This is a genomic window from Streptomyces sp. NPDC001714 (assembly GCF_042892755.1).
GTDB lineage: Bacteria > Actinomycetota > Actinomycetes > Streptomycetales > Streptomycetaceae > Streptomyces.
In genome coordinates this window covers 305,086-320,415 of the sequence record NZ_JBIAUL010000005.1, presented here as the reverse complement: position 1 = coordinate 320,415, position 15,330 = coordinate 305,086, and the positions used below count along the sequence as shown (strand labels likewise).

The window sequence follows — 15,330 nt, the reverse complement described above, 5'->3', positions numbered from 1 at the left end:
GGCTCAGCTCCCGCTCGCCGGGTCCGGTTCGCCGATCCGGCGGGGGATCTGCTTCCGGGAGGCGATGCCGAGCTTGCCGAACACCCTGTTCAGATGGAACTCGACGGTCGAGGCGGTGACGAACAACCGCGTCGCGATCTCCCCGTTGGTCAGCCCCGAGGCGGCCATGGAGGCCACCTGCCGCTCCCGTGGGGTGAGATCGAACCTGGTCTCCTCGGTCCGCCTGCGGGCTGTCTCGCCGGTGGCCAGCAGCTCGGTCCTGGCCCGCTCGGCGTAGGGCACCGCGCCGAAGGCGTCGAAGCTCTCGTACGCGGCGCGCAACTGCTTCCTGGCGTCGGAGCGCCGCTTGCGGCGGCGGAGCCACTCGCCGAACAGCAGCCGGGCGCGGGCCCGCTCCAGGGCCAGCGGCCCCTGCCCCAGCAGTTCGACCGATTCCCGGTAGAGCTTCTCGGCCTCGTCGCCGTCGGCCGTCAGCGCCCGGCCGAGGGCCAGGGTGCCCAGGGCCCACGGAGTTCCGGCGAGCGGTGCCCGTTCCGCCAGCCGGGACAGGGCCCGCGTCACGCCGTCCCGGTCACCGGTGCGGACACCGGCCTCGATGAGCAGCGGCAGGACCAGGTTGCCGCAGGTCGGAGGGTCCTCCTCGAAAACCGCCCGCGCGTGCTGCACCGCTTGCCGGTAGTGGCCCTGCCCCAGCTCGAACAGGGTCAGCGCATGCTGCGCCATCAGCTGGAGCAGGCCGTGGCCCATGCTCCTCATCCCCGCGGCCCGCCGCACCGCCGCCCGCAGCTCGGCCTCCCGGCCGGTCAGGGCGAGCAGGTGGAGCCTGTTGATGTCGCCGCCGCCGGGGAACCCGGTGGCGGCCACGATGTCGTCGAACTCGACGTAGCGGGCCTCCGCCTCCGTGAACCGTCCGTCCAGGAGTTCGTAGCGCGCCTCGACGAGCAGGGTGATGCTCAGGGCGTACAACGCGCCCGCCTCGCGGTCCGCCGCCGCCAGGCGGTCGGCGAGTTCCCGCCCGGCCTCGACGTCCCACAGATCGTCGCAGGCCATCAACAGCATCACCGCGAACGGACTGTGCGCGTCCTCGATCCCACCGCCGCCCCGCAGCCCGTCCAGAGCGGCACGCAGCACGGGCGCGCCACGCTCGTACCCCTCGGCCACGCGCCGGGCCAGGCCCTCCATGAGCAGGTCCCGGCCGCGCACCGCGGAGTCCGGGGCGTGGCGCGCGGCGACGACGGCCGCCCCGACCTCGGTCAGCGACGTGCCCCGCACGGTGTCGTGGGCGACCAACGCGGCGTGCAGTGCCTCACAGAGCAACTCCCAGGTCAGCCGCGGGTCCTGCGCGCCGAGCCGCGTCACGGCGTCCATCAGCATCGCCGGGATGTCGGCGACGGCGAGCTGGAACATCTGCGCGGTCGCCCGCATCCGCAGCTCGCGGGTGCGCATCACCGGGCCCCGGATGTCGGCGCCTGCCCGTTCCATCGCGGCCCCTGCCGCCGGTGCGTCCCCGGACGTCAGATGGGCCTGCGCCGCGTCCAGCAGCCGCTCGGCCCGTCGGTCCGGATCGCCGGTGAAATCGGCGGCGCGCGACAGGAACAGAGCCTGCTGGGAGTAGCCGCCGCGGGAGCGGGCTCGCTCGGAGGCGGCCTCCAGATCGTCGGCGACTCCGTCGTCCACGCCCTCGGCGGCCTCGGCCCGGTGCCAGGCGCGGCGGTCGGCGTCCGCCACGGGGTCGCAGGCGGCGGCCAGTGCCGCGTGCGTGCGGCGGCGCTCGCCGGGTTCGGCCGCGGCGTAGACCGTCGAGCGGATCAGGGGATGCCGGAAGCCCGACGGCGTGTCCGGGTCGAGGATTCCCGCGGCGACCGCCGGCTCGACGGCGCGGGCCGACAGGCCGAGCCGCCCGGCGGCCCGCCACATCGTTCCCGAGTCGTCCGAGGGGGCCGCCGCGAGCAGCAGCAACAGGGCTGCGGTCTCCGGCGGCACGGCGCGGACCAGGCGCCGGAAGTGCCCCTCCAGCAGCCGGCCCACCGGCAGCGGATCGGGCAACGGGGCGACACCGGAGAGTTGTTCGGCGGCGAGGGTGTCGGCCAGCTCCAGCAGTGCGAGCGGATTGCCGCCGGTACCGGCGACGATCCGGTCGGCCACCGCCGGGTCCACCCGCCGGGTGCCGGCGGCGAGCAGGGCCCTGGCCTCCGGCTCCGGCAGACCGGTCACGGAGTGCACGCCGAGCGCGGCGAACAGGCCGTTGTCCCCGAGCCCGGCGCGGACGGCGATGATCAGGCCCAGGGAGTCGGCGTGCAACCGGCGGGCGGTGAACGCGAGCGCCTCGGCCGACTCCCGGTCCAGCCATTGCGCATCGTCGAGCAGAATCAGCAGCGGTTGCTCGGCGGCGGCCTCGGACAGCAGTGTCAGCGTCGCCAGCCCGACCGGACAGCGGTCCGCGGGCGGTCCCGGGACGAGGCCGAGCGCCGCCTCCAGCACGGCCCGCTGCGGTCCGGGCAGCCGGCCCGTCCGGTTCAGGAACGGCCGCAGCAACCGGTACAGCGCGCCGAAGCCGAGACCCGTCTCGGGCTCGACCGCGGTCAGCCGGACCACGCGGAGTTCCGCGGCCCGGGCCGCGGCGTACTCGAGCAGCCGGGTCTTGCCGATCCCGGGTTCGCCGGTCAGGACCAGGGCTCCGCCGAGGCCGTCGCGCACCGTGTCGAGCAGTCGTCCGATGGCTTGACGCTCGGCGTGGCGGCCCACCATCGGCGGCTCGGATGCCGGCTGGACGCCGTTCCACCCCATGGGACCGCTCTCCTCTTGTCGATGTCCTGACATGGAGAACGCTAGGAACGCCGCGCTGCCGGAAGCGAGCGTCATGTGACGGTGGTCAGCGCAGGGTGCCGACCACCGTCCGCAGCTCGGCGCGCGAGGTCACGCCCAGCTTGGGGAAGATCCGGTGGAGATGCGAGCTGACGGTGCGGTGCGAGAGGTAGAGCCGCTGGCCTATCTCGCGGTTGGTCAGCCCGTCCGCGGCGAGCCGGACGATCTGCAGCTCGTGGGCGGTCAGCTGGTCCCGGGCGTCCGGGGCCCGGCGGCGGCTGGTCTCGCCGGCCGCGCGCAGTTCCTGGCGGGCCCGCTCCCCCCAGGGGATCGCGCCGAGCGCGTCGAACATGTCGCGGGCGGCACGGAGGTGGTCGCGGGACTCGACACTGCGCCGCCGGCGCCGCAGCCATTCGCCGTAGGCCAGGTGGGTACGGGCCCTGATCAGCGGCCACGCGCCGAGGTCGGCGCTCAGCGCGCCCGCGAAGAGCGGGTCGGCGTCCTCGTCGGCGGCCAGCAGCGCCCGGACCAGCCGCAGTTCGGCGTGCAGCACCGGGGCGGGGGTCACCGTCGCGACCTCCTCCAGCTCCGTCACGACCGGGAGCACGTCCGCCAGCCGCCCGCAGTGCGTCGCCGCGTCGACGAGGTCGCCCACGGTCGTCAGCCGCAGGGCGATCTGGAACGCGGGATCCGCCGGATCGTGCAGCCTGCGGAAATGGCCGAAGGCCTCCTCGAACCGGCCCGCGCCCAACGCGGCCAGCCCGCGTGCCGTGGACGCGGTGGCCAGCACCGGACGTGCCCCGGCCGGCAGTCCGATCCCCTCCGCCTCCTCGGCCAGCCGCACGGCGGAGTCCACCTCACCGCGCAACGCGGCCAGCTTGGCCGCGGTGGCCGTCATCAACGCGTACATCATCGTCTGGCTGGTCTCGCGCGCCAGCCTTCGTGACTCCGCGGTCGCGGCGATCGCCGCGCCGAGGTCGCCGACCACGAGAGCGCTCCACGCGTCCGCGCCGACCGTCCGGGCCAGCAGCCCCAGGCGTCCCTGGGCACGCAGCGGCGCGCCGCCGGCCGCCGAGAACGCCCGCGCCAGGTGGAAGCCGCCGACGAGCAGCGAGGCGGTGCTGAGCATGCGGTAGGCACGGCCGTCGTCGCCCTCCTGCGGGACGGCGCGCCGGGCACCGTCCAGGACGAAGGCACCGCGGTCGACCGGCGCGGCGTAGGCACAGATGGCCAGGCGCCACGGATCGAGTTCGTCGAGCTCCATCCGCTCCACGGCCTGCAGAACCGTGCGGCGGACCTCCGGGCCCGGATCGGTCCAGAAGCACAACTGCGCGGCGCTCCACAGGATCCGCAGCGCCAGCGCCCGGTCCTCCGCGGCCATCTCCTCGGCGAGTGCCGTCAGGGAGTTGGCGCCGGACGAGTGGCTGAGCAGTCCCTCGTCGAAGCTGCCGCGAAGCCAGACGACCGTGGCGTGCTGCCGCCGTGACAGCGGTCCGGTGAGCGCCTGGTCCAGCAGCCGGGTCACGGTCTCGGGCCGGCCGAGTTCGACGGCGAAGTCGGCGGCCCGCAACAGGCGTTCCGCTCGGCGGTCGGCGTCCTCGCTGAGCGCGGCGGCCTGTTCGAGGGCCGTGACGGCCGCCGCGATGCCGCCGCGGCGGGCGGCCCGGTGCGCGGCCTCCTCCAACGCGGCGGCGACCGCCTCCTGAGGTGCGTGGGCCGCCGCGGCCCGGTGCCGTAGCTGCCGGTCCGGGTGTTCGTCCAGCACAGCGGCGAGTGCGGCGTGCGCGGCGTGGCGGACGCCGACGGGCATGGTCTGGTGGATCGCCGACCGCATCAGCGGATGCCCGAACCGCACTTCGGTACCGACGACCTGGACGAGCCGGGCGCGCACGGCCGGGTCGAGTTCCGCCGGTCCGGCCGGCCTGCCGGTGAACCGCCGGGTCGCCCGGCAGATCTCGGTGAGCGACGTGCTGTCGTGGAGAGCCGCGATCCGCAGCAGACTGCGGGTGATCTCGGGCAGGGTCTCCAGGCGGTCGGTGAAGGCCCGTTCGAGCCGCTCGGTGAGCGGCAGCTGGGGCAGGTGCGGATCGGCCGACGCGCCGAGGGCGCGGGAGAGCTCTGTCAGGGCCAGGGGGTTCCCGGCGGCCTCGGCCAGCAGCCGGCGGTGCGCGGTCGGCCGCAGCTCCGGGGCGCGTACCGCGAGGAGTTCCGCGGCCTGGCCGTCCGTGAGCGGGCTCAGCGTCACGGAGGTGAGTTCGTCGGAGTCCAGACGCGAACGGTAGCCGTCACGTGCGGCTCCCACCAGGACCACCGGCTCGGTGCCGACCCTGCGCGCCACGAAGGCCAGGACACTGGCGGTGGCGTCGTCGAGCCACTGGACGTCGTCGACCAGGACCAGCACCGGCGCGGCCGCGGCCGCGGCCGCGTCGACCAGGAGGTTGAGGACGGCAAGACCGACCAGGAAGACGTCGGGGACACCGGCCTCGGCGTGCCCGAGAGCGGTGTCCAGCGCCTGCCGGTGCGGCGCGGCCAGATCAGCGGCTCCCGCGGCCAACGGGCGCAGGACGAGCTGCAGACCGGCGTAGGGGATGTCGCTCTCGGCCTCGGCACCGCTGGTGCGCAGGACCCGGTGGCCGAGGCCCTCGGCGAGGGCGGCGGCCTCGGCGAGCAACGCCGTCTTCCCGATGCCGGGGGCCCCGCGGACCAGCACCGCGCTCCCGTGGCTCCGCGGCTCGGCCAGCAGCCGGCGCAGCAGATCCAGCTGGTCGTCCCGGCCGATGAGCTCCACGTTCCCCCCATCAGCCGGGTCCCCGGACTCGGTCTTCAGGAAGGTCAGGTTACTGCGCCACGGCCGGTGCCCTGCAACGGGAGAACGGATCCTGAGCCGGACCCAATTGTGGATTGACTATTCCAGAAAGTGAGCTACTCTTGCGGCATGGCACGCACCAGGGAGTTCGACATAGACCAGGCGACAGACCGCGCCATGGACCTGTTCTGGCGCCGCGGCTACGCCGAGACATCCCTGCAGGACCTGCTGCAGGAGCTGGCCATCGGCAGCGGCAGCTTCTACGCGGCCTTCGGCTCGAAGGAACAGCTCTACGTCCGCGCCCTGGACCGTTACACCTCGCTCCAGGGCAGCGACCTGGAGAAAGCCCTCGACGGGACGACCGAGATCCGGCCCGCGATCCGCAAGGTGCTCAGCTCCATGATCGAGGCGGACCTGGCCGACCCCACCCGCGGCTGCCTCGTGGTCAACACCTCCACGCAGTGCGCCGAGCAGCCTGCGGCGGCGGACCGGGTCACCGCCGCCATACGGCAGGTCGAGTCCCTCCTCGCCGGCGCCCTGGAGCAGGCACAGGCGCGGGGCGAGATCTCCCCGGACAAGGACCCGAGGAAGCTGGCCCGGTTCCTCACCACGTTCGTCCAGGGGATCCGCATAGTCGGCCAGGCGCGCACGGGCAGGGAGTTCGCGGAGGACGCCCTGGACACCGCGATGCGCGTGCTGGACTGACCGCCGCAGGCGGACTCCGCCTTCGCGGTGCCCGCACAGCCACCGCTCATACCGTAATTATGTATTGATCAATCCAGAAAGAGACTGTCATGGAACTGCACCTCGAGGACAAGGTCGCCGTCGTCACCGGAGCCAGCAAGGGCATCGGCCTGGCCGTAGTCGAGAAGCTGGCCCGCGAGGGCGTCAAGGTCGTGGCCGGCAGCCGCTCCTCCACCCCCGAGCTGGACGCCCTGGCGGCCGCCCACGACGTCACGTTCGTGCCGGTCGACCTGTCCACCACAGCGGGCGCGGAGACCCTGGTCCAGCAGGCCGTGGAGCGCCACCAGCGCCTGGACATCCTGGTCAACAACGTCGGCGCCGCCGAACCCCGCGAGTCGTTCCTCAAGGTCGACGACGCCGACTGGCAGCGGATCTTCGACCTGACCTTCTTCAGCGCCGTCCGCACCACCCGCGCCGCCCTCCCCCATCTGATCGCGGCGGGCGACGCGGCCATCGTCAACATCAGCTCGATCAACGCCCGGCTGCCCTTCCCCATGGTGGTCGACTACTCGGCGGCCAAGGCCGCACTGACCAACCTCAACAAGTCCCTGTCCGAGGAGTTCGCGCCGCAGGGCGTGCGCGTCAACGCCATCGCTCCGGGCCCGGTCCGCACGCCGTTCTGGACCGCGCCGGGCGGCTTCGCCGACGCCACCGCCGCGGCCGCCGGGACCACCGCGCAGGAAGCGCTGGACGTCGTCGTGCCGCAGAGCATGGGCATCACGTCCGGACGCATCAGCGAGGCGTCCGAGGTCGCTGACCTCACCCTCTTCCTCGCCTCACCCCTGGCCGCCAACATCACCGGCACGGAGACCCTCGTCGACGGCGGCCAGACCAAGACGCTCTGAGGCCGGGCACACAGGACCCGTTCACCGTCCAAAAACCAACCCGAGTGGAGAAAACCAATGTCGGTCGACGCACCGATCACCCCCGAGCCGCTGCTTCAGCTCGGCCTGGGCTTCATGGCTTCCAAGACACTGCTGAGCGCGGTGGAGCTGGGGGTCTTCACCACACTGGCCGCCGGCGGCCGCGACCATGAGTCCCTCGCCTCGGAGGTGGGCCTGCACCCCAGATCCTCCGCGGACTTCCTCGACGCCCTGGTGTCGCTCGGCGTACTGACCCGCGACGAGGACGGCACCTACCGCAACACCCCCGCCGCGGACGCGTTCCTGGACCGGGCAAAGCCGTCGTACGTGGGCGGCATCCTCGAGATGGCCAACGCACGCCTCTTCGGCTTCTGGAACAACCTCACCGACGCGCTGCGGACCGGTGCCCCGCAGAACGAGGTCGCGCACAGCGGCGCCCCGTTCTTCGCGACGCTCAGCCAGGACCCGGTCGCCTGGCGCACCTTCCTCAACGGCATGAACGGCGTCAGCACGCCGCTCGCCGCCGCGCTGGCCGCCGACTTCGACTGGACCGGCCGCCGCCGCGTCGTCGACCTCGGCGGAGCCCTCGGCGCGGTGCCCGCCGCCGTCCTGCGCTCCCACCCCGACATCACCGGAGGCGTCTTCGAACTTCCCCCCGTCGGCCCGGTGTTCGAGGAGTTCGCCGCCGCCCACGGCCTGACCGACCGCCTCACCTTCCACGGCGGGGACTTCTTCTCCGACCCGCTGCCCGAGGCCGACGTCTACGTCATGGGGCAGATCCTCCACGACTGGAACCTGGAACAGCGCCGGTTCCTGCTCAAGAAGGCCTACGACGCCCTGCCCGAGGGCGGCACCCTCATCGTCTACGACGCCATGATCGACGACGAGCGCCGCCACAGCACCTACGGCCTGATGCTGTCGCTCAACATGCTCATCGACACGGAGGGCGGATCCGAGTACACGGTCGCGGACGTCACCCAGTGGCTCCGGGACGCCGGCTTCGCCAAGGTGGAGGCCCGTCCCCTCATCGGCGGCTACACCGCCGCCTACGCCACCAAGTGACCTGCCCCCGATGTACTAGGAGGACGCCCGGGCCACCAGCGCCGTCGGCAGGACCGCGTGCCGGCGCTCCAGCCCGCGGGCCGCGGCCGGACGCCGGTCGGCGATCTCGGCCAGCAGCAGGTCGATCATCGCCCGGCCCATCTCCTCGATCGGCTGCCGGACGCTGGTGAGCGGCGGGTCCATGTGGCGGGCGATGGCCGAGTCGTCGTACCCGACCAGCGCCACGTCGTCGGGGATACGGCGGCCCGCCACGCGCAGCACCTGGCGGGCGCCCGCCGCCATCACGTCGGAGCCGGCGAACACGGCGTCCAGGCCGGGCTCGCGCTCCAGCAGCCGGGCCATCGCCCGCCGGCCGCCCTCCTCGGTGAAGTCGCCCGGTTCGATGAGGAGTTCGTCCGCCGTCCGGCCGGCGTCGCGCAGGGCGTCGCGGTAGCCGTCGACGCGGCGCTGGGCTCCGTACACGTCGAGCCGGCCCGTGATGTGGGCGATCGTGCGGCGGCCGCGGGCCAGCAGGTGCTCCACGGCCGACCGGGCGCCGCCGTAGTTGTCGGAGTCCACCGAGGTCAGCGTCTCCTCCGCCGAGCGCGGGCCGCTGATCACGGCCGGGATCTCCAGCTGGGCGAGCAGGTCGGGCAGCGGATCGTCGGCGTGCACGGACACCAGCAGCACGCCGTCCACCCGGTGCGCGGCCAGATACTGGGCGAGCCGGCGCCGCTCGCGGTCGCTGCCCGCGAAGATCAGCAGCAACTGCATCTCGGTTTCCGAGAGTTCGGCACCGACGCCGCTGAGCATGTCGGAGAAGTACGGCTCCGCGAAGAACCGGGTCTCCGGCTCGGGCACGACCAGCGCGATCGCGTCCGTGCGGTTGGCGGCCAGCGCACGGGCGGCGGTGTTGGGGACGTAACCGAGTTCGTTGACGGCCGCCTCCACCGCCGCGCGGGTCGCGTCGCTGACCCGGGGCGAGCCGTTGATCACCCGCGACACCGTGCCGCGGCCCACACCGGCCCGGGCGGCGACCTCCTCCAGGGTCGGCCGCCGAGTGCCCCGGCCCCGCTCACCCTTGACCGCCATAGTCGCCGCCTTCCGTTCGCAGCCTTCAGGCCAGGAAATGTAACAGCCGTGACCCGGCCGCTCCGGGCCCCGTCGCCCCCCCCAGGGCCGTACCGGGTCAGCCCTGTTCACCGGCGCTCGGCAGCGCGTTCCGGCGGATCACCTCCGCGTACCAGTGTGCGCTCGCCTTGGGGATGCGGCGCTGGGTGCCGTAGTCGACGTAGACGGTGCCGAAGCGCTTGGAGTAGCCGTAGGACCACTCGAAGTTGTCCAGCAGCGACCACAGGAAGTAGCCGCGTACGTCCGCTCCGTCGGCGACGGCCTGCCGGACGGCGTCCAGGTGGGAGTGGAGGTAGGCGATCCGCTGCGGGTCGTTCACCCGGCCCTCGGGCGAGACGTAGTCGTCGAACGCGGCGCCGTTCTCGGTGACCATCAGCGGCAGCCCCGGGTGCGAGGCCGCCAGGCCGGTCAGCAGCGTGTGCAGCCCGCTCGCGTCGATGGCCCAGTTCATCGCCGTGAGCTGGTCGTTGGCCAGGTGGAAGGCGACGTCGTCGGCGCCCGTCCACGGCGAGTGGGCACTCGCGCCGTGACCGTCGTCGCGGGTACTGGCACCGCCCCCGACGGCCGCGGAGACCACGGTCGGCGAGTAGTAGTTGACGCCGAGCAGGTCGATGGGGCGGGAGATCTCGGCGAGGTCGCCGTCGTGCACCAGCTCCGCCCAGTCCACCAGGTGCCCGGTGTCGGCGAGCAGGTCCTCGGGGTACGCGCCGTCCAGGATCGGACCGGTGAAGATCCGGTTGCCGACCGCGTCGATACGGCGGGCGGCATCGGCGTCCGCCGCGCTGTCGGTCAGCGGGCGCACCTGGTGCAGGTTGAGCGTGATGGAGGTCTGCGCGGTCGACGGCAGGTGCTCCCGCAGCGCCCCGATCGCCAGCCCGTGGGCCAGGTTCAGGTGGTGTGCCGCGCGCAGGGTGGCGGCCGGGTCGGTGCGTCCCGGGGCGTGCACGCCGGAGCCGTAGCCCAGGAAGGCGCTGCACCAGGGCTCGTTGAGGGTGGTCCACACGCCGACGCGGTCCCCCAGGGCGCGGGCCGTGACCTCGGCGTAGTCGGCGAAGCGGTGCGCGGTGTCCCGCGTCGGCCAGCCGCCCGCGTCCTCCAGCTCCTGGGGCAGGTCCCAGTGGTAGAGGGTGGCGACCGGGGTGATGCCCGCTTCCAGGAGTTCGTCGGTGAGCCGCCGGTAGAAGTCCAGGCCGCGCTCGACGGCGGGGCCCCGTCCGGTGGGCTGCACCCGGGACCAGGAGACGGAGAACCGGTAGGCCTTGAGGCCGAGGTCCTTCATCAGCGCCACGTCGCCCTTGTACCGGTGGTAGTGGTCGGCGGCGATGTCACCGGTGTCGCCGTTGCGGACCTTCCCGGGGGTGTGGCTGAAGGTGTCCCAGATGGACGGCGTACGACCGTCCTCGGCGGCGGCGCCCTCCACCTGGTACGCGGCGGTGGCGGCACCCCAGACGAAGCCGGGCGGGAAGGAGGTGTCTGAGGCCGACTGGGCAGTGGTCTCGGTTCGTACGGCGGTCATCGTGAGAACTCTCCGGAAGTGGCGTGGGGAAGGGGGAAGGGGGGTCGGACACGGTCCTGCTGCGGGGAGGGCGGCCGGGACGCACGCGGGCACCCGGCCGGGTACGGGCCCGCTCCTGGGGCGGTCCCGTACGGGACCGGCGGGTTGTGCGGGACGCCGCGAGGCCAAGAGCGGACCGCCGGAACGCGGTGGGGCGGACCGCCGGAGACGGATGGGGCGGCCCGCCCGGCGTCAGCCCTTCACGGCGCCCGCCATGATGCCGCCGACGATCTGCTTGCCGAAGATCACGAAGACGAGCAGCAGCGGCAGGGTGCTGATCAGTGCACCGGCCATGACGATGCTCTGGTCGGGGGTGTAGGAGGCGCTGAGCTGCCCGAGCGCCACCTGGAGGGTGGGGTTGTCCTGGTTCAGGGCGAGGAAGGGCCAGAAGAAGTCGTTCCACGCCTGGACGAAGGTGAGCATGCCGAGCACCATCATCGCGGGCCGGGCCGCGGGCAGGACCACGTTCCACACGATGCGGATGTTGGTCGCCCCGTCCACCTTGGCCGCCTCGATGAGCTCGTAGGGCAGGGCCTCCAGCAGGTACTGGCGCATGAAGAAGACACCGAAGGCGCCGACCAGGGTCGGGAAGATCACCGACTCCAGTTTTCCGCCCCAGCCGATGTCGGCCATCATCATGAACAGCGGCACCACGCTGAGCTGCGGCGGGATCGTGAGGGTGGCGATGACCGCGGTCATCAGGGCGCCCCGGCCGCGGAACCGCATCTTGGCGAAGGCGTAGCCGGCGAGGGTGCAGAAGAACAGGGTGGCCGCGGTGATGCAGCCCGCCACGATCACGCTGTTGACGATGGCCTTGCCCAGGTGGGCCTGTTCCCAGGCGGTCTGGAGGTTGCTCCACAGCCTGCCGCCCGGCAGCAGCGGCGGTGGGCTGTCGAGGACCCGCTGCTGGTCGTGCGAGGCGGCCACCAGCGTCCAGTACAGCGGGAAGATCGAGCCCAGGCCGACGACGACCAGGGCGAGGTAGGTGAGGGGGCCGCCCTTGAGCTGCTGCCCGGCGCCGAGCTTGAGACGGACGCGGTTCCTGGCCGGGGAGGCGGCCGGCGGCACCGGGTCGAGGCTCGGTGCGGTGTTGGTGGGGCTGGTCGTGGTCATCGATATCGCTCCCGTCAGGCCGCGCTCTTGCGCACGAACCGGCCGACGATCAGGTTGATCAGGGCGATGAGCAGCAGCAGGGCGAGCATGGCCCAGGCCACCGCCGCGGCCGGACCCAGATGCCCCAGCTTCCAGCCGTAGTTGTAGAGGTAGATGCTGAGAGTTTCGTACTGGTGCTCGTTGCCGCCGGTGGAGCCGAGCGTGCCGCCCTGGAGCAGCAGCGGCTCACCGAACAGCTGCATGGAGCCGATCGTCGAGATGACGATGGTGAACAGGATCGTCGGCCGCAGCGAGGGAATGGTCACCTTGCGGAACTGCTGCCAGCGCGTCGCCCCGTCGATGGAGGCGGCTTCGTACAGGTCGGTCGGCACGGCCTGCATGGCCGCCAGGTAGATCAGCGCGTTGTAGCCGGTCCAGCGCCAGATCACGATGACCGAGATAGCGATCTTGGACGTCCATTCGCCGTTGCCCCAGTCGGTGTTGCCGATGCCGACGAAGTGCAGCACCCAGTTGAGGATGCCGCCGTCGGCCCGGAACACCAGGGCGAAGACCAGGGCCGCGGTCGCCACCGAGGTGGCGTACGGGGTGAGGACCACCGTCCGCCAGAACGTGCTGGCGCGCAGCTTGTAGTTGAGCAGGTGGGCCAGGCCGAGGGCCACGAGCAGCTGCGGGACGGTCGAGATGACGCCGATCAGAAAGGTGTTCGTGACGGCCGTCCAGAACTCCGAGTCCTGGAGGATCTTGGTGAAGTTGTCGAAGCCGACCCACTGCGACTGGCTGAGGCTCGTCATCTCCACCCGGTGCAGGGCGATCCAGCCCGTGTACAGGAGCGGGTAGAGCCCGAAGGCACCGAAGACGAGGAAGAACGGAGCGATGTACGCGTACGGGGACGCGAGGTCGTCGAAGCGCCACAGCCGGCTGCGCCAGGTGCCGCGTCCGTTCGGTACGGCACCGGAGCCGCCGGCGGGCGGGGTGGGGGCACCCCGTGTGGGTGTCGTCGTTGCCACGGGGGATTTCCTTCCTGGGGGGTTCGGCCGGATACGGGGCGGGGGCGTCGGGGGCTCCCGCCGGAACGAAACCGGCCGGGCGGCCGGCGGACTGCGGGCTCGGACTCAGGCCTGGGCTCGGGCTCGGACTCAGGGCCCGGGCTCAGGCCCGGACTCCGGGCTCGGGCTCAGGCTCAGGCCCGGACTCAGGCCCGGACTCTGGCTCAGACCCGGACTCAGGCCCGGACTCTGGCTCAGACCCGGACTCGGACTGCGGGCCCGGGCTCAGGCTCGGACTGCGGGCCCGGGCTCAGGCTCGGACTCAGGCCCGGATTCGGACTCGGGCTCTGGCTCGGGCTCGGGCTCGGGCTCGGGCTCGGGCTCGGACTGCGGGCCCGGGCTCAGGCTCGGACTCGGTGCGGAACTGCTTCTCCGTGTCCGTGACCTGCCGGTGTCCGTGTCTCCCGGACCGGTCAGCGGTCCGGGAGACACGGCGTGTCCGGTGCCCGGCGCGCCCTACCCCCGCGCCGGGCACCGGAACCTCGTACGCCGGGGGTACCGGTCGTCAGCCGATCACCTTGTCGATCGCCTCGGTCGCGGCCTTCCACGCGTCGGCGGGCTTGGTGCCCCGCTGCTCCATGTTGTTGATCTGCGTGGAGATGGTGTCCTTGATCGTCGCGTCCTTCGGGCCGAGCACCGCCTCGGGGATGGTCTTGGCCTCGTCGGCGTAGATCTGGCCGATCGGCGCGTTGTTGAAGTACGGGAGCGTCGCGTTCTTCACGCCGGGCAGGTCATAGGCGCCCTTGTTCGACGGGAAGACGCCGATCGCCTTGAAGACCTCGGCCTGCTGCTCCGGGGCCGTCAGCCACTTGACGAGCTCGGCGGCCTCCTTGGCGTGCTTGCCGCTCTTGGGCACGGCCAGGAAGGAGCCACCCCAGTTGGCCGCGGTCGAGCCGGGGGCCTTGGCTATGTCCCACTTGCCCTTGAAGGCGTCACCGGAGTTGGTGGAGATCTGCCCGGCCATCCACGCGGGGCAGGCCACGGTCGCCACGCTGCCCTTGCGCAGCGCCGCCGTCCAGGCGTCGGTGAACTGCGCCAGACCCTGGGTCAGCTTCTTCGAGGCGGCCTCGGCGGCCAGGTTCCAGCCCTGCTGCACGGAGGGGCTGTCCTTGTAGATCGGCTTGCCGGAGGCGTCGTAGTACTGCTGCGCCGAGGAGCTGACGACCGCGTTGTACATGGCGCTCGCGGAGTCCATGAAGTAGGTGCCGGACGGGGCCTTCTTCTTGTACTGCTCGCCGAGCTTGAGGTAGTCCTCCCAGCCGCCGGCGACGGCCTTGGCGACCGCGTCGCGGTCGGAGGGCAGACCCGCCTTGTCGAAGAGGTCCTTGCGGTAGCACAGGGACATCGGGCCGATGTCGGTGCCGGCGCCGATGACCGTGCCGTCCGAGGCGGTGGCCTGCTTCTCCTTCCAGGAGACCCAGTCGTCCACGTTGATCGTCTTGCTCAGGTCGGTGAACTTGGCCGCCTGGGTGTCGACGACCTCCTTGATGCGGCCCACCTCGATGCCGGTGACGTCCGCCAGGCCACTGCCCGTGTTCAGCTGCTGAAGGAGCTTGGGGTAGTAGTCCTGCTCGTTGGCGGTGGTCTCTTCCTTCACCGTGATGTTCGGGTGCAGCTTGTGGTACTTCGCGAACAGGTCGGCCTCCTTGTAGCCGAACTGCCCGAAGTCCGCGACCGTGAGAGTGATGTTCCCGTTGGAGTCTGAGGCGTCCGAGCCGCCGTCGCTGCTGCAACCGGTCAGCAGCAGCGCCGAGGCGGTCAGGACCGTTGTGGTCAGGGCCGCCGCTCTGCGGCCGCGACGACCGGTACGGGTGATGCGCATTCCACTACTCCTTGTTCCAGTGGGGAACGGGATCTCAGGAATCGGACCGCCGGGGACCGGCGATCCGGACCTGCCCTCTCGGTGCGAGCAGCGGCCGGCCCACAGCACGTGACGTGCGGTGAAAAGGTGCTGGTCAACGAGGTGCGGTGACGACAGAGGGAAAGGCCATGGGGTGGTTCGCGCCGCACGGGGGAGATTCCCCGGCCAACCGTGGAACCGCTCCCACGCGGCATGCCGGAAGACTGGTTCCTGTCGGGCCGACTGTCAAGACTTGAAAACGGCGTTGTTGCCTAAGCGTGTTCCGGACGTCACGGGAACGTGTCGCGCCGGGGGGTTTCACCGGTCCGACATCAACCTGTCTCATCCAGGAATCACGCAGGTCACAGGCGCGACGGCGGTTGGCG

Annotated in this window: 10 protein-coding genes; 3 read left to right on the top strand and 7 right to left on the bottom strand. The window is 72.0% G+C overall.

The genetic code is table 11. The annotated features are described in order from the left end of the window. Window positions 1-3: 3 nt before the first annotated feature. Window positions 4-2,787, bottom strand: a complete 2,784-nt coding sequence (locus tag ACFY0P_RS15685) for an AAA family ATPase (protein WP_388912191.1) — start codon at window positions 2,785-2,787, stop codon at window positions 4-6. 85 nt (window positions 2,788-2,872) lie between these two features. Then, window positions 2,873-5,593 (bottom strand): AAA family ATPase, encoded by a 2,721-nt coding sequence (locus ACFY0P_RS15680; protein WP_388912188.1) that lies wholly within the window; start codon window positions 5,591-5,593, stop codon window positions 2,873-2,875. 147 nt (window positions 5,594-5,740) lie between these two features. On the opposite strand from ACFY0P_RS15680, the gene ACFY0P_RS15675 reads away from it, so the two are divergent. The 3 genes from ACFY0P_RS15675 to ACFY0P_RS15665 all read left to right on the top strand — a co-directional run bounded on the left by ACFY0P_RS15675 (window position 5,741) and on the right by ACFY0P_RS15665 (window position 8,280). After that, a complete protein-coding gene (locus tag ACFY0P_RS15675; RefSeq protein WP_388912185.1) occupies window positions 5,741-6,316 on the top strand; it encodes a TetR/AcrR family transcriptional regulator in 576 nt (191 codons plus the stop codon). A gap of 89 nt (window positions 6,317-6,405) precedes the next feature. Then, window positions 6,406-7,200, top strand: a complete 795-nt coding sequence (locus ACFY0P_RS15670) for an SDR family NAD(P)-dependent oxidoreductase (protein ID WP_388912182.1) — start codon at window positions 6,406-6,408, stop codon at window positions 7,198-7,200. A 57-nt stretch (window positions 7,201-7,257) separates the two neighbouring features. After that, window positions 7,258-8,280 (top strand): methyltransferase, encoded by a 1,023-nt coding sequence (locus ACFY0P_RS15665; protein WP_388912179.1) that lies wholly within the window; start codon window positions 7,258-7,260, stop codon window positions 8,278-8,280. Between the two features lie 15 nt (window positions 8,281-8,295). On the opposite strand, the gene ACFY0P_RS15660 is transcribed toward ACFY0P_RS15665, so the two are convergent. From ACFY0P_RS15660 to ACFY0P_RS15640, 5 genes are all read right to left on the bottom strand, one after another. Beyond that, window positions 8,296-9,351 carry a LacI family DNA-binding transcriptional regulator gene (locus ACFY0P_RS15660; protein WP_388912177.1) on the bottom strand — a complete coding sequence of 352 codons (1,056 nt, stop codon included), beginning with the start codon at window positions 9,349-9,351 and terminating at the stop codon, window positions 8,296-8,298. Between the two features lie 97 nt (window positions 9,352-9,448). Continuing rightward, the gene (locus ACFY0P_RS15655; protein WP_388912174.1) at window positions 9,449-10,906 is read right to left on the bottom strand and encodes a GH1 family beta-glucosidase; all 1,458 of its coding nucleotides are present in this window, start codon (window positions 10,904-10,906) and stop codon (window positions 9,449-9,451) included. Window positions 10,907-11,137: 231 nt separating this feature from the next. Further along, window positions 11,138-12,058 (bottom strand): carbohydrate ABC transporter permease, encoded by a 921-nt coding sequence (locus ACFY0P_RS15650; RefSeq protein WP_388912171.1) that lies wholly within the window; start codon window positions 12,056-12,058, stop codon window positions 11,138-11,140. A gap of 14 nt (window positions 12,059-12,072) precedes the next feature. Beyond that, window positions 12,073-13,065 carry a carbohydrate ABC transporter permease gene (locus ACFY0P_RS15645; protein WP_388912168.1) on the bottom strand — a complete coding sequence of 331 codons (993 nt, stop codon included), beginning with the start codon at window positions 13,063-13,065 and terminating at the stop codon, window positions 12,073-12,075. A gap of 544 nt (window positions 13,066-13,609) precedes the next feature. After that, a complete protein-coding gene (locus tag ACFY0P_RS15640; protein WP_388912165.1) occupies window positions 13,610-14,926 on the bottom strand; it encodes an ABC transporter substrate-binding protein in 1,317 nt (438 codons plus the stop codon). Window positions 14,927-15,330: the final 404 nt, after the last annotated feature.